A 15,600-nucleotide genomic window follows, 5' to 3' on the forward strand; every position below is an offset into this window, starting at 1 on the left:
TTTTGATGTAAATATTAGTTGAATTTATACCTCAGGCCCAGCAAATAAGTTTGGCCATAGTAATCGCTGCGGATAATGGTGCGGCCGTTTGATACGATGTCTTCCTTCAGCCTGTCGTTCTCGGGGTTGGTTCCTTTTATGAACAGCTTGGTTGGCGTATTAAGCAAGTTGCCCGCTTTTATGAATACGCTCATGCCGCTCCTGAACCTTTTCTCGGCCGATGCATCCATCTGGATGAAGCCTTGCTGCCACAGGTCATTATTGAGGAACTGCGATACAGTATTGATGCGCGGGCCTGTGTAAGCGCCTGCAACCTGTATATCCCAGCCTTTCTTGGTGTCTTTATACAATAAGGACATATTGGCGATGTGCTCCGACTGGCCATACAAGGGGCGCGATTGGTTTACCAAAAACGCTTCAATATCGCCAGAAGTGGCATTTATGCGCCTTGATGTTTTTGGCGTGGTAATGCGCGAATGGGTGTAGGTATAGTTGGCCTTGATGCCGATTTTATTAAAGAACTTGATATAATCAACCTCGGCACCATAGTTTTTAGCGGTACCGAAGTTGCCCGGGCTGTAGTAGATATCCTGGCCGCGAACCGCGTCTGCCTGGAAAGTGTACTCGATAGGGTCTTTGATGTTTTTGTAGAAAGCACCAACCAACAACTGCTCGGATGCACCAGGGAACAACTCGTAGCGCAAATCGAAGTTATCGGCCAGGGCGCGTTTCAGGTTCGGGTTACCGCGTTCCTGGTATTCCTCGTTTACTACCTTGCCGGGTACAATCTCATAAAAACCAGGGCGGTTAAGCGCCTTGTAGTACGAAGCGTGCAACTGCGATTTATCGGTTAAATGGTATTTCAAAGTTAAGCTTGGCAATACATCGGTATATACCTGGCTACCTTTAGGGTTGGTTTCGCCGGCCGGGAACAACAGGTTGTAGCCCTGATTAGTATGCTCTACCCTGGCACCGCCTATTACATCGAGGTTGTTGGTGGTAAACTTGAACATACCGTAACCCGCGCTTATTTTCTCCGAAGCATCGTAAGTAAGCGGGTTGCTTACTGCCCCTGTTGGGTTGCTTACTACCAGGCTAAGATCGGTGTAGCTGTTAAAATCAACGCCATATAGCAGACCTGCGTTAGCAGCAGTTGGCGCAAGGGTGTAGTTGTTGAAGAAGCTGCTGCGTTGCTTATCGCGGTAAAGGCCGCCCACGGTAAAGTCTACCTTTACGCCGCCTATTGGTGCGGTGTAAGTAAGGTCTAAATAACCCGCTTTGTCTTCGTCGGTATTACGTTCCCAGCGGCGGTTTACAGGTGAGGTGTTCACCAGCGAAGTGCGTTTATCCACGAAATCCTGGCGAAGGCCGTTCAGGCTGATGGTGGTATTATCGGGCACCTCGTTCTGCGCGGTTGAGTAAACTGCCGACCATTGTATCTTAAACCTATCGCCAAAGAGTTTGTGATCGCCATGCAGGGTGCTGTTGTATATCTTCTGCTCGGTTAAGCGGCTGCGGGTATCGTACGTCAGCTCGGCGTTGCCTGCTGTCGGGTCGTAAACGCCGTTGTAAGATGTGCCTACCGCATCGCGCAGTTGCTGGTTCTTCAGATCTACGAATACGTTGTATAAGCTCAGCTTGTTGTTTTTATCGAAGGCGTAATCAACCTTACCGTGCAGGCCCAGGCGGGTTTGCTGTTCTGAATATTGACGATAGCTTTTGCTGGTGATAACTGCGTAAGCATCGGTGCCGTTTACTGCCGAATTATAGAACGTGCTGTTGCTACCGCGGTAGGTATTCTGGTAACTACCTGCAACAATAACGCCTAGCTTGCTATCGAAGAAACGCTGGCCTAAAGATAAGCTACCAATAACGTTAGGGGCAGGCTTTTTGGAAGTATAGTCCAAAGTGCCTTTGGCAAAATCGGCCTGGGTAGCGGTGTAGGTGCGGCCATGCAGTTCATACGGCGACTTGCGGCTGATGCCCGAAGCGTCGAAGCTGGTAAAATCGCGATCGAAAAACAACTGGCTGTAACCTGTAGCAATGTTGGCGTTCACCTGGAAATGATCCGGCGCGTTCTTCATCACCATGTTAACAGAACCGCCTATGGCATCGCCCTCTAAGTTTGGGGTAAGGGTTTTGTAAACCTCGAGCCTGTCCAGCAGGTCTGCCGGGAATAGATCCAGCGGAACATAGCGGTATTTGTTATCGGGGCTTGGTATCTTCACGCCGTTTACCAGCGTGTAGTTGTATCGTTTATCCATACCGCGTAAAATGGCGTACTGGCCATCACCGTTGCTGTTACGCTCTACCGATATACCCGATACACGCTGGATAACGTTTGCCACGGTTAAATCGGGCGATATTTCGATAGCCCGGCCCGAAACGATGTTCATTACCTGGGTCGCGTTCTGTTCAATGCGACGGGCATCGCGATCGTTTGAGCCGGCGGTGGTAGCCCTTACAACAACCTCGCCTAAATCCTTAGAAGCAGATTCCATGTAGATTTTCACATGGGGCTCATCTTTGCCTACCACTATTTGCTGTACCACGGTTTGGTAAGTGATGTAAGATATGCGGAGGGTGGCCGGACCAGCCTCCACATCCTTTATTTCGAAGGAGCCATCCAGCCCGGTGCTGGTAGCCTTGCCTGTTTTCTCAAGCACTACGGTAGCGCCTACCAGGGCCTCGCCCGACTTCTTGTCGTAAACATGGCCTTTTATTTTAGCTGCGTTCGCAATTGCTGCGCAAAAAAGGAACGGAATAAAAAGGTATAAAAGTTTATTCATTTTCGATACGTTTTGTACAAATTGTTGACTCTGTTTTTGGATGTTGCAAAGTTGGACTACGGGCATCGATTAAAAAAATTCTGAGGGTTACAGAAAGGTAACAGCGTTACAAGAGGTGTAAACACAAAAGCAACAATAGTATATAAATATTTGATAATCAATTATTTAATACAAATAAAAACCTCCATTATCATTACATTACCGTTACATTAACTTAATGTTAAGCACCGCGCATTGAGTTAATATAGATTGCAGGGAGAGGTTTTTGTAACGCTGTTACAAAGATTGGATAAAGGCGGTGAGGTTGTCGCCCTGGCCTATGTTGAGCTTTTTACGAAGCCTGTAACGCGATACACGCAGGCTATCGGTAGAAATCCCCAGCAGCGTGGCTATATCCTCGGAGCTAAGGTTAATGCGCAGCAGGGCTATTAGCCGCATATCGGCAGAGGTGAGTTCGCTGCTGTATTGTTTGATGTTCTCAAAAAACTGCTGGTGCACCTGTTCAAAAGCGGTGTTGAATTCTTTCCAGTGCTGCTCGTGGTTAAAGCTGTCGTTTATCTGCAGGATGATTTGCTGCATCTGCTTTTTCTGGTCGCGCTTATCTTCTTTTACCATGGCCTGCAGGGTGCCGCGCATCTGCTCCAACAGTTGGTTGTTGCGGATAAGATTGAGCGTATGGCCCGATAGTTCTCGGCCTTTTAGTTCGAGCTGCTGTTTGAGGCTTTCCTCTTCCAGTCGTTGATTTTCGAGCTGCAGCTGCATCACCCGGTGCTCAGCCTCTTTTTGCCGGGCGAGAGCATGCTGGTCTTTTATCTTTAGCCGCTGCCTGCTGAACACCACTACACCCAAAGCCACCAGCAAAACCACCACAATAATCCCGGCTACGGTAATGATGTAATTTACCTTACGGATATTATTGAGCCGGGTAATCTCGTTGCTCTTCTTATCCATATCAAACAGCACCTGCAAAAAGGCGGTTTGGTTTACACCCTCCCTCGAGTAAATTTCCAGCGAATACTTACGGCTCAACTCGGCATAATAAAAGGCGCTATCCATTCGGTTCATCAATTGATAGGCCTTGCCCAGGTCTTTGGTAGAGGATGCCAGCTGGTAAGTATTCCCCGTTTTTTGGGCAAGGGCCATGGCTTTCCGCGTTTGGATAATACTTTCGGCATAATGGCCGGTTTTGCGCAGGATATCGCCCAGATTATTTACTACTTCTATGGAGGCAACCTCGTTATTCTCTTCCTTGTACAGCTGCAGCGATTTATTGAAGCTGGCGTAGGCCGAATCGTACTTAGCCAAATCCTCGTAAATACTGCCGAGGTTTTCGTATATCTTGGCTGCACCTTTTTTGTAATTGGCGCGGGTATAGTTCTTAAGGGCGAGATTCTGGTAATAAAAGGCACTATCGTAACGGTGCTGTTTTTCGTACAGGTGCCCTATGTTGCCCAAAATACCCGCCTGGCCTACCAGGTTATTGTTTCGCCTGTATATGGCCAGCGCCTTATTGTACATAGCGCGCGACCTGCCCAGTTGCTTATTGTAGTAATAGAACACGCCCATCTGGCCAAGATTGGCGGCTTGTAGGTCGGGGTGATTGTCACTGCTGAAGATCTTATCAGCGTGTAGGTAATATTCCAAAGCCTGTGCATAATGGCCCTGGTTATAACAAATTTGCCCCATTTGCTGCATGCACATGCCTTCGGTAAGGCCGTCTTTGCGTTCTACCGCCCGTGCGGAGATTTTCCTGAGGATAATGAGTGCCGAATCGGGGTGCTGCTGACTTATCTGGGCGGCAGCCGCTATTTCCTTGTCTTGCGCGTACACCATACCGCAAAGCATAACGCTGATGACGAAGGCCAGGGTACGGACTGATTTAAGCAACATGGGTACGGTATAACGCTAAACTAAGGGCTCAACAAATAAACTAAAATACTATTAATTTATCGTTAAAACATCTGTTGCGCAAACCATGTATAAAAACGAAGAAAACCGGAGAAAAATCGCCGGTTTTCTTTAAATTTCTTAAGGATTTAGTAGGTTTTACTTTGTCACGGTTTTTATGGCATCGCCTACCTCATGGCCGGCGTTGGCTTTAAAGTCGAGACCGAGTAGCTGGGCCATGGTTTGGGCCAATTGCTTGTGGTAAGTAGTGCCGGTAAGCACTTCACCATTAGCTGGCGTATCCGGACCAATAACAGCGAACCAGGTTTGCTCAGCACCCACCACACCCGAGCCATGGTGGCGCCAGCTATCCAACTGCTCATAACCGCGGCCATGATCGCAGGTTATGATGAGGGTGGTGTTGTTTTTGTAGAAAGGGTCGGCTTGTACCATTTCCCAGAGGCTTTTGATGAAGCCGTCTTCCTGTTTCGCCATCTCCAGGTACGATTTGTAGTTGCCATTGTGGGCCATATCATCTGTTTCGTCGAAGGCCATGAACAATACGCGCGGCTTGTACTGTTTAAGGTATTCCCTGCTGTACTCATACGTAACAAAGTCAGACCGGGTACTGTCGTTTACATAATGCGGCACGTTTTGCTGCAGCTCGTTCAGGTATTTTAAACGGTCGTTAGCATCGGCATTCTTCAGGCCTGAATAACCCGAGTACACCGGCAAGCCCGAGCGATTCACGTTCAGTATCTGCGGGAAACGCTCCCATGATGAGAAAGCGATTACCTTGCCCTCGAAACCCTTTTGCCTGTTGATGTATTCCAGCACGTTCATGTTAGGGTTCACTATAGGGTCGTTGGTGTTCATGCGCACATCGGGGAAACCGGTAAAGATTTCGTTATATCCCGGGTACGAAAATTTATAGGGGTTGGCTATCTCGTCTTTACCGCCTGCATCCCTATCTCCGTAAAGTTGGCCCTGCTTTGCTATGGTGCTCCATAAAAACGGGAACAATATGGCCCTGCGCTCCTGTGGGGTTGCGGCCCAATATCTTTTCTTTACATCCTCCTTATCATTAGTGAATTTGGAGTTGATGAGCGCCGAATCGGCACCTCGGTAAACCTCCTGCCAACGCATGCCATCGAGCGTTACAATGATGAGGTTCTTGGTTTTTTGCTGCGCCATGGCCGGCGATACGGCCAAAGCCGCCAGCAATACAAATAATAGCTTTTTCATGATATTTTTTTTTAAACAGGCAAAGCAGTTATTGCTAACTGCCTTGCTGTATTGTATATGGGTTAGGGGTAAATTATTTAAGTATCCACAAGGCCTGGTAGATATCGTCCTTACCGCCAAACTGGCTTTGCACTGCTGCATTGTAGTTGGTTGCATTGGCCGTACGCTCGTTAGCCGGGTACTGGTAACGCACCGGGATAACGCCGCCATCGGTATTGCCGGGGCCGATATCGAACGCCGGGATGCCGGTACGGCGCCATTGGTAATAAGCTTCCTGACCAGAGTTACGGGCAAATGCCAGGTACTTCTGCGTTAAGATTTGCTTAAGGCCATCAGCAGTGTTGCCTGCATATTTAACAGCGGCCTGGTTGTAATAGGTAGCGTAGCTAAAAGTGACAGGGTACGATACATCGTCGCCAAGCAAACCACCGCTTTTTTGGAAAGTAACGGTGTTAGCGCCATCGTTTACGCCGTAGAAGCCAAAATCGGTATAGATACCGTTTTTGTACCATGCTTCGGCATCGCCGGTAACCCAGCCCTGATTAATAGCTTCTGCAATGTTAAAGCACATTTCGGGGTAGCCAACAATAAAAGTGTTCTCGCCGGTTAGGGTTTCGTAATAACGGTGACGGCCTATCAATGATATTTTTCCTGCCTGTACCAGGTTAGCCATATTACTTTGATCCTGGCCCGAAGCGCCGCCCACGAACGAGCGGAAATCGGTATCGCCAAAGCCAAGGCCACGTGCCGGCTCGGCCACCTTCATAGCGCGCAAATCGTTTAAAGATGCAAGTGTGTTAAGATAGGTAGCAGCCATGTTGTAACGGGTAGCATCGTTACCGAAGTTACGCGGGCTGTTTGGGTAGATGCTGAATACACCATCATAAACGTATTGCAGGTTATCTTCCATACCGCCCAGCAAAGGGTATTTGGTTGGGTTGTTGATGATAGATGCAAATTGCGCTTTTACGTTCAGATCGGCATCGCTGGCTTTTTTGCTCAGGTTTATCAACACACGCAGGCGATAAGCGTTAACCACTTTTTGCCATTTGGTAAGGTCGCCCCTGAAGTAGAAATCGTATTTGCTATCCACTACATAAGTACCGGTGGTAAGCTTGTTTACGGCGTTCATTTCGCCAAGGTCTTTATTGGCATCTTCCAATAAAGCCAGCGCATTGATGAAAACCTGCTTCTGCGAATCGTACTTCGGCGTAAGGCCGTCTAAGCCTTTCAAAGCATCGGTCATTGGCACATCGCCAACTTTCATGCTCATCCTCACAAAGAAATAAGCCCTGAAGAATTTGGCCAGCGCCAGGTATGGTTTAGATAGCGTGGCGTTAAGCTTGTTAGATTCTGTTTCCATCGCAACAACGTTGTTCAGGTTGCTGTAATCTAAGCCGGTGCTGCCTGTCCAATACTTGTTGTTATCGTAATAGGTATAATTACAAGCGGTGTACTGGTTTTGGCGCTCTACCTGGTTATAAGCCGACTCGAAAATTGCGGTCTCGATATTAGGGAGCAACAACGCGGGCGACAAACCTGCTACAGGCAGGTTTTTATTTTGCACATCCTGGTCGAATTCTTTTTTACAGCCCGATGCCGCAACTAGGATGGCTAAAGAGGCTATAGTTATTTTTAATGCTTTCATGTAATGTTTCTTTTGTGTTTGTGATACTTTATCGCTTAGTAAACCACGTTTAAGTTGAAACCGAAGCTACGGGTAGTTGGGGTTTGCAGGTTGTACTCCAGTGCGGTTTGGCCCAGCTGGTTACGGCCCGGATACTGGTCAACATCAATATCTTTATACCCTGGTTTGAAGAAGTACAACAGGTTACGGCCTACGATAGAGAACTCAACGCGTGATAATGATAATTTCTTTACCAGGTTGGTTGGCAACGAGTAACCAATTACAACCTCGCGCAGCTTAGCGTAAGTTTTGCTGATAACCGTATGCTGCGGATCGTTATAGAAGTTGTTCACGTAATCCTGCACGTATTTTACAGGGGTGGTGTTCGCTACGAATTGCAACTGGCTGTAGTTAGAAATAACACCAGTCAATGGGTCGAACTGTATGGCCGGGCTGCCGGGTGCAAGCGTTACGCCATCATGGCCCAATATTGGGGTACCATCGCTGTAAACTGCGCCTTTAAAGCCTGGATCGCCCCAGTGCTGCGACTCGTATAAACGGGCCTCGCCAATAACGCCTTCGTCGGTAACCGCGCCGCGGCCGCCTTCAACAAGCTTGCGGTAAACCCTGTCCTGTATTTTACCACCTACCATACCATCAAACTGGAACGATAGCGTAAATTGCCTGTAACGGAATTTGTTATTGATACCCCAGCTAAAGTCAGGGTCGGCATTGCCTAAGTATTGCGATTTTGGCAAGTACCTTGGCAAGCCCGATGCATCGTGTATCACTTTGCCATCCGGAGTCATCGCCTCGTATTTACCGTATAATTTATCCACTCGGTCGCCTTTTACGAAAACCTGGTCGCCAGATACGATACCGCTTTGGCCATCGGCAAAAGAATCATAAACCTCTTTGTAAGTACCTAAGTTCATCAACACATCCCATTTGAAGTTTTCACCTACTATAGGGCTGCCGTTAATAGAGAACTCGTAACCGGTACGTTTGGTTGATAAACCATTGGTAACCAAAGTTTGCGCACTACCATTGGTTTCAGACAATTGTTGGTAGAACAATTGCGGACCATCTTTATACTGGTAGTAAGTACCCGCAAAACCCAAGCGATCGTGTAGGAAACGCATCTCCAAACCGCCTTCGTAGTTGGTACGGCTGTAAGGTTTAATGTTAGGGCTAATTGCCGTAGTTGGTGCATAAGCTGCGGTAACGTTACCGTAAGAGGTACCCAATGAGTAAGCCGGCTGTGCGGTTTGGTAGTTAGGGCCACCGTAAGTAGTTTGGTAAGCATCGCCATAGCCAAGCGGATAACCGGCAGGGCCAATGTAGGTAGATGTACCACCGCTTTTTACGTTAGCATAGCTGGCGCGTAATTTAAGGAAAGAAATCACTTCGGGCAGTTTCACGTAATCAGAAATAGGAGTTGCAATACTAACCGACGGATAGAAGTACGACTGGTTTTGCAGTGCCGATGACTTTTCGCTGCGGCCTGTTGCAGATATAGTGAAGTAATTTTTATATGATACGTCGGCAGATGCATAAGCACTTGTAGTGATAAGGCTTGAGCCGAAGTTGTAAGCCCTAATGGGGTTGATGGTATTTTGGAAGGTGTACACATCATGTATCAGCAATTGATCTGTTGACACGAAGGTTGATGTGTATTTAAGGTTACGCAAGGTACCACCGGCCAGCAAGTTAACCGAAATGCCTGTTTTTGCGATATCGTTTAAGTTGTATTTAGCAATTAAATCGGTGTTGTTTTCGAAGATGTCGCGGCGGTCTTCGCGGTAGTTACCGTGGCCGTGCTCATCGCCATAAGGGTGTGCCGAGAATGGCTCCTTCTCAGTCCTCAACATATTGTACGTAGTGATGTTGCTCCTCAGCAAAATGTCGAAATCTTTAACCGGGCTGTAAGTAATCGAGCCCCAGCCATAGATATCGTTTTTGTAATGGCCACGTGTCCACTCGTAGCTTTGGAACCAAGGGTTATGGTAACGTTTGTACTCCACGAATTTTGATTGGATGCCTTCTTTACCCGGCTGCCAGTAATCACGTGCATCATCTATATTCCAGTCGGCACCGGTCCATAAATCAACGTTGTAGATGATACTGTTTGGGCCGTAACTTACATCAGGTACGTTATCGGTGTACTGGCGGTTATAGTTCAGGTTACCCTCAACCTTAATTTGTTTGGTAAGGTTGTAGCTGGCCATTAAGTTGAAGTTGACGGTATTTAAGCCGGTGTTTGGCGTAATACCGCGCTGGTAACCATGCGTAACCGACATCCTCACAGTCGATTTATCCGAGGTTGAAGAGATGCTTAAGTTGTTGCTGGTTAATAAACCGGTCTGCAAAAAGCCTTCGAGGTTGTTAACTCCGCGAGATACCCACGCAGTTGGCTTAATGTGGCCTGTAAAGGTAGAACCGTCGGCAAAAGTAGTTACGTAAGTTTTGGTTGGGTCGTACTCGCCATCGTATTGTGGCAACATCAAACCAGCGTTAAGCCTTGGGCCCCAAACATCGTAATCGCCATCGTTAACGCCACCGCCGGCGCCATCGCCAAATGCGTATTTGTCGTTATCGCCGCCACCGTAGTTGTTCTGTACCCTCGGGATAGCTATAAAGCCCCTGTTGAACTGCGTACTGGAGTTAAGCTCGATGGTGAAACCCTTTGTTGCGCTCTTTGCACGTTTGGTGGTAATCAAAATAGCACCATTTATACCACGGCTACCGTATAGCGCAGCAGCGGTTGGGCCTTTTAGTATGGTATAAGTATCTATATCATCTGCTGATATGTTCTTGGTATCGGAGTTGATGGGGATACCATCTACCACATAAAAATCAAGCGGCGAACCACGCAGCAATACCGTTGGTGCAGCAAGCAGCTCCTGGTTTATGCCAACGTTTAAGCCGGCAACTTTACCGGTAAGGCTGTTGATAGCGTTTGGCTCACGTGCCTTTACCAGGTCGGCGCCACGTACTTCCTGTACCGAGTAGCCCAATTTCTTGGTCTCTTTTTTTACGCCTAACGCGGTAACTACAACCTCGTTAAGCACTTTGCTTTCGGCTTTGAAGTTCAGGTTATACACGGCATCATCGCCAACGGCAATTTCCTGCGCTGCGTAGCCTATAAATTTAAAAACCAGCACCTGGCCCTTTGAGGCGTTGATGCTGTAATGACCGTTTACATCTGTTACCGTACCCTGCTGGGTGCCTTTGATAGACACGGTAACCCCCGGTAAGGGCTGCTGCGTTTCATCGGTAACTTTACCTGTAATTTTCGTTTGCGCCAGCAACATGCCGGGCAGCAAACAAAACATTACAACCGTTAAAACGGCCTTTAAATGTCTGTAAATCTGTTTCATTAATAAATTGTTTTTGAGTGGTAAAAAGTTTCGTTTTTGTTCGACAATACTAAACTTTGTTTATTATTTATAAACTAAGTTTACATTAACTAAACTTTATCACTTTGTGTACTCAGGATTAAGTACAAGGGGAGATGGTAACAATTATATTATAGCGGCATGATAAAAACTTAACATGTCGGCCAGGGTGGCGTGTTAGCTGCGGCGCAAGTGGGTAAGCGCAAGTTGTTTCAGGTGCGCAACGTTATCTACCGGGATGTGCTCCAGTTTGGCTTCGTCGTCCCAATAGCGCATACGCACGATGAGTTCGGCATCGGGGTGCTGTTCAAACGTTTCGGCTTCTTCGGCGCTCATTACGCCGCCCTGAAAGCTTAGCGTAACCCTGCTGGCCGGCGAAAGCTTATCGTAATATTCGGGATATTTATAGGTTAGGTAGCGCTTGGCTATCACATGCCCGTTTACCAGGTTGGCCAGGCGGGCAGAAAAGCCTCGTTCAATCAAATAATTGGCACCCAGTCTTTCGTGGTCTACGTTGCCCATGCCGTCCATACTTTCCGAACTGGCGCATAGGTGGCCTACATCATGAAAAAAAGCAGCTAGTATAACCTCTGCATCGTACCCCTCCGCTTCGGCCAAAGCAGCCGCCTGCGACATGTGCTCCAATTGCGAAACCGGCTCGCCGATGTAATCTTCGTTGCCGTGCAATTCGTACAGCGCAAAAACTTCGTCTACGATCTCTTGAGGGGTGCGTATTTCAGTGGACATAGGAGCCTGTTTACCGCCAAAATAACGGCTTTTAATATTATGGTAAAATTAAGTCTTCATGATATTTGTTATGCCATTTAAAAATTGGCTTTACGAACTTTACGTGTGGTTAATTTTACCGCAAAGCACGCAAAGATGTGCATGTTTATGAGCACACAGAGGACACAAAGATTTACATAGAGGTCACAAAGATTTGCATATGGTTAAATATTGCACGCAAAGTCGCGAAGGCGCAAAGGTTTATTTTCTTTGCGCCTTGGCGTCTTTGCGTGAAAAAAATTTTAGTGCTTTGCGTTAAAATTGGCCACAAAGTTATTCTGAGCAAGTTTTATCGGAGTTGTTAAAATAAGCTAAATACCTTGCCTCCTTTAATTATATTATCTACTTTGCCAGCGTCCAAAATATTTGCAGCATAAAAAATGGAAGATGACGTACTGATACAGATCAGTAACCGCATAAAAGACAAGCGGCGCGAGAAAAACATTACCGTACAGGAACTGGCCATAAGGGCTAACGTGAGTAAGGGCCTTATTTCGCAGATAGAGAATAGCCGCACCATCCCCTCGCTGGTGGTGCTGATAGATATCATTAAGGCACTGGAGATAGATATGAATGTTTTTTTCAAAGACATCCACTCACCCGATGCCAGCTCCCCGCTCATCATCCGACGTAAGGCCGATTACGAGCATTTCGAAAAAGAGCATGCCGAAGGGTTCCATTACCAGCGCATCTTCACCCAATCGATAAAAAGCTCTACGGTTGATATCGTCATACTGGAACTGCAACCCAATGCGCACCGCCCGCAGGTAGAAACCGAGGCTTATGAATATAAATACATCCTCTCGGGCACCATAGAATACCAGTTCGGCGAGAAATCGTACACGCTTGCCGAGGGCGATTCGATGCTGTTTGACGGTCGCATACCGCATACGCCAAAAAACACAGGCACCACCAAGGCAAGCATGCTGGTCATCTATTTCTTCGAGGCAAAGGCATAGGCCGTTTAAGATTTCTTAACTTAAATTTGGTTTATTATTAATAAACATAGTTTAGTTTTGCTAAACAATAGGGTCGATTCTAAAAATCTCAATGTTTTTGATGATCTTGTCTGCTCTAAAATATAGCATCCCAAAAAATGGCCATACCCATTGTTACTCAACTAAAAGCAAAAGTAGCTACCTGGCCGTATTGGCTCATATCTATACTCGCAGCCATTTCTGCGTTCGGGGCCTATACTTCTATGTATTCGTTCCGCAAAGCGTTTACTGCCGGCACATTTTTAGGCGAACAATATTGGCATATCGATTATAAAGTATGGCTGGTAATTGCACAGATCTTTGGCTACATGCTCAGCAAATTTTACGGCATCCGCTTTATTGCCGAAATAAAAGGCGCCAAACGCGGCGTAACCATATTGGGGCTGGTTGGGGTTTCATGGTTGGCGCTGTTAGCCTTTGCAGTTACGCCCGCGCCTTATAACATCATTTTCCTTTTTATTAACGGCTTTCCGCTTGGGCTGATATGGGGCTTGGTTTTCGGCTATCTCGAAGGCCGCCGTTCTACCGAGTTTATGGCTGCAGTGCTTTCTATCAGCTTTATTTTTGGTTCGGGCTTCGTAAAAACGATAGGACAAACATTGATGCACGTTTACCATGTGAACGAGTATTACATGCCTTTTGCAACCGGGGCGCTGTTTGTGCTGCCGCTTATTTTGTTTGTAATGATACTGGAGCTGATGCCGCCGCAAACGCCGGAGGATATCGCCCTGCGTACCGAGCGGCTGCCTATGACCAAGCTGGAACGCAAACAGTTTATTGCCCGTTTCTTACCAGGCATTATACTTACGCTTTTTATTTATGTGCTGATAACCGTTATGCGCGATATCCGCGACAACTTTAACGTGGAGATATGGAACAGCCTGGGCATAACAGACCGCACCATTTATGCCCGGATTGACACGCAAATCTCCGTTATCGTATTGGCCGCGATGAGCTTGCTTATCCTCGTAAAAAAGAACCTGCGGGCGTTCAGCCTCATCCACCTCATGATCATTCTAGGATGTTTGCTGGCGGGTGGGTCCACTGTATTGTTCTCTTTAAAAACAATCGGCCCTGTTGCATGGATGACCATGGTAGGCCTTGGCTTATACCTGGTTTATGTGCCTTACAATGCCATATTTTTTGAGCGGATGATAGCTACCTTCCACTACAAAAGCAACGTTGGTTTCTTAATTTACGTAGCCGATTCTATCGGGTACCTGGGCAGTGTGAGCGTACTGCTGGTTAAAGAACTGGGCAGGCCAACCATCAGCTGGGCGCAGTTTTTTAAGGAGGGAGCCATCGTTGTATCTATTGTAGGCGGCGTTTGCGGCTTGCTGTCACTCCTGTATTTTTACCGCTCGGCCCGCAAAAAAGCTGCGGCCGATGCAGCCTCAAATATTTCAACTTTATGAGTATCCCATCAGCAATCGTAATCGGTGCCGGCATTGTTGGCCTGGCCACCGCACGTGCCCTTGCCACACGCGGTTACGAGGTAACCGTTTTTGAACGTAACGAACGCGCCGTAGGCGCATCTATCCGCAACTTTGGCATGGTGTGGCCAATTGGGCAGCCAAACGGGCCTTTATTCGAACGCGCCATGCTATCGCGCAGCATATGGAAACAAACCTGCATGGAAGCCGGTATATGGCACGATGAGGTAGGTTCGCTGCACGTAGCCTACCACGACGACGAACTGGCCGTAATGGAGCAATATGCCGATATGAACCAGGGGTACCGCGACTGTGCCCTGCTTAGTCCGCAGCAAACTTTGGCTAAATCAGAAGCGGTAAACCCCAACGGGCTTAAAGGCGCACTATGGAGCAGTGCCGAAATGATTGTGGAAGCCCGCGTAGCCATTGGCAATATTGCGCAGCACCTTGCCGATAAGTACGATGTTAAATTCCATTGGAATACCGCTATAAGCCATGTAGAGCAAAGCGTAGTGCTAAGCGGTAACCGCAGCTGGCAGGCCGATGAGATATACGTTTGCAGCGGCGCCGATTTCGAAACGCTGTACCCCGAGCTTTTTAGTTCTTTCAAAATCACCAAGTGCAAGCTACAGATGATACGCCTGGTAGCCCAGCCCGAAGATTGGCGCATTGGCCCCGCAATCTGCGGCAGCTTAAGCATGGTGCATTATCCCGGTTTCCACGCGGCATCGGCATTGCCTGCCCTGCGCAGCCGCTATGAGCAGGAATATGCCGAATACCTTAAATGGGGCATCCACGTAATGGCCGCACAAAACCACCTGGGCGAGCTTACCGTTGGCGATTCGCACGAGTACGGCCTGGTACACGACCCCTTTGATAAGGATTTTATCAACCAAATGATATTGGCTTACTTAAAAACTTTCACCAACTTTAAAGATACCCGGGTTGTACAAACCTGGCACGGCATCCTCCCCAAAATGACCACCGGCCAAGCCGAACTGGTACTGGATGCAGAACCCGGCGTAACCATTATCAACGGCCTTGGCGGCAACGGCATGACGCTCTCTTTCGGCCTGTGCGAGCAGATTATCGCGGCGAAGCACGGTTAAAATAGTATGTACGTGTTCACGATGCGCCGCGTGAACGCCGTGAACACTCTTAAATTACTTTTAATCAAGGATTTACAAATTCAGCAATGGTGACAAAATCCTGTCACCATTGCTATTGTTGCTTGTATTGTCTTTGCAAAAAACGGCTTCTTCGCTTAAACACAGCCATTTTATCAATAAATCCACTCGTTGGTGTTTTGCCCAAAATAAAGGCCTTTGCGATAAAGTAAACAGAACTGTATTACCTACATACATTTAAATAAAATCCCCGCCCCTTACTGTAACATTCCCCAGGTTGTTAAATCTAAAAATTGTCATTTAATTTGAC

9 protein-coding genes are annotated in these 15,600 nt (G+C 47.4%); 3 read left to right on the forward strand and 6 right to left on the reverse strand.

Features of this window, described 5'->3' with window-relative positions; all coding sequences use genetic code 11:
• Window positions 1–14: 14 nt before the first annotated feature.
• From AC1DYT_RS18970 to AC1DYT_RS18995, 6 genes are all read right to left on the reverse strand, one after another.
• Window positions 15–2,789 carry a TonB-dependent receptor gene (locus AC1DYT_RS18970; protein ID WP_477471102.1) on the reverse strand — a complete coding sequence of 925 codons (2,775 nt, stop codon included), beginning with the start codon at window positions 2,787–2,789 and terminating at the stop codon, window positions 15–17.
• Window positions 2,790–3,065: 276 nt separating this feature from the next.
• Window positions 3,066–4,679: a tetratricopeptide repeat protein gene (locus AC1DYT_RS18975; protein ID WP_477471103.1), complete on the reverse strand. Its 1,614-nt coding sequence runs from the start codon at window positions 4,677–4,679 to the stop codon at window positions 3,066–3,068.
• 156 nt (window positions 4,680–4,835) lie between these two features.
• Window positions 4,836–5,921 (reverse strand): alkaline phosphatase family protein, encoded by a 1,086-nt coding sequence (locus tag AC1DYT_RS18980; RefSeq protein WP_477471104.1) that lies wholly within the window; start codon window positions 5,919–5,921, stop codon window positions 4,836–4,838.
• Between the two features lie 73 nt (window positions 5,922–5,994).
• Window positions 5,995–7,569 carry a SusD/RagB family nutrient-binding outer membrane lipoprotein gene (locus AC1DYT_RS18985; RefSeq protein ID WP_477471105.1) on the reverse strand — a complete coding sequence of 525 codons (1,575 nt, stop codon included), beginning with the start codon at window positions 7,567–7,569 and terminating at the stop codon, window positions 5,995–5,997.
• 35 nt (window positions 7,570–7,604) lie between these two features.
• On the reverse strand, window positions 7,605–10,928 hold the full coding sequence (locus AC1DYT_RS18990) for a SusC/RagA family TonB-linked outer membrane protein (RefSeq protein WP_477471106.1): 3,324 nt from the start codon (window positions 10,926–10,928) through the stop codon (window positions 7,605–7,607).
• Between the two features lie 195 nt (window positions 10,929–11,123).
• On the reverse strand, window positions 11,124–11,693 hold the full coding sequence (locus AC1DYT_RS18995; protein ID WP_477471107.1) for an HD domain-containing protein: 570 nt from the start codon (window positions 11,691–11,693) through the stop codon (window positions 11,124–11,126).
• A 419-nt stretch (window positions 11,694–12,112) separates the two neighbouring features.
• Here AC1DYT_RS18995 and AC1DYT_RS19000 point away from each other — a divergent pair, with 419 nt between their 5' ends.
• The 3 genes from AC1DYT_RS19000 to AC1DYT_RS19010 all read left to right on the forward strand — a co-directional run bounded on the left by AC1DYT_RS19000 (window position 12,113) and on the right by AC1DYT_RS19010 (window position 15,272).
• The gene (locus AC1DYT_RS19000) at window positions 12,113–12,691 is read left to right on the forward strand and encodes a helix-turn-helix domain-containing protein (protein WP_477471108.1); all 579 of its coding nucleotides are present in this window, start codon (window positions 12,113–12,115) and stop codon (window positions 12,689–12,691) included.
• 137 nt (window positions 12,692–12,828) lie between these two features.
• Window positions 12,829–14,145: a DUF5690 family protein gene (locus AC1DYT_RS19005; protein ID WP_477471109.1), complete on the forward strand. Its 1,317-nt coding sequence runs from the start codon at window positions 12,829–12,831 to the stop codon at window positions 14,143–14,145.
• Window positions 14,142–15,272, forward strand: a complete 1,131-nt coding sequence (locus AC1DYT_RS19010) for a TIGR03364 family FAD-dependent oxidoreductase (RefSeq protein ID WP_477471110.1) — start codon at window positions 14,142–14,144, stop codon at window positions 15,270–15,272. Before AC1DYT_RS19005 ends, AC1DYT_RS19010 begins: the two co-directional genes overlap by 4 nt.
• The last annotated feature ends 328 nt before the right edge of the window (window positions 15,273–15,600 follow it).

The organism is Mucilaginibacter sp. P1_D10 (genome assembly GCF_056406215.1).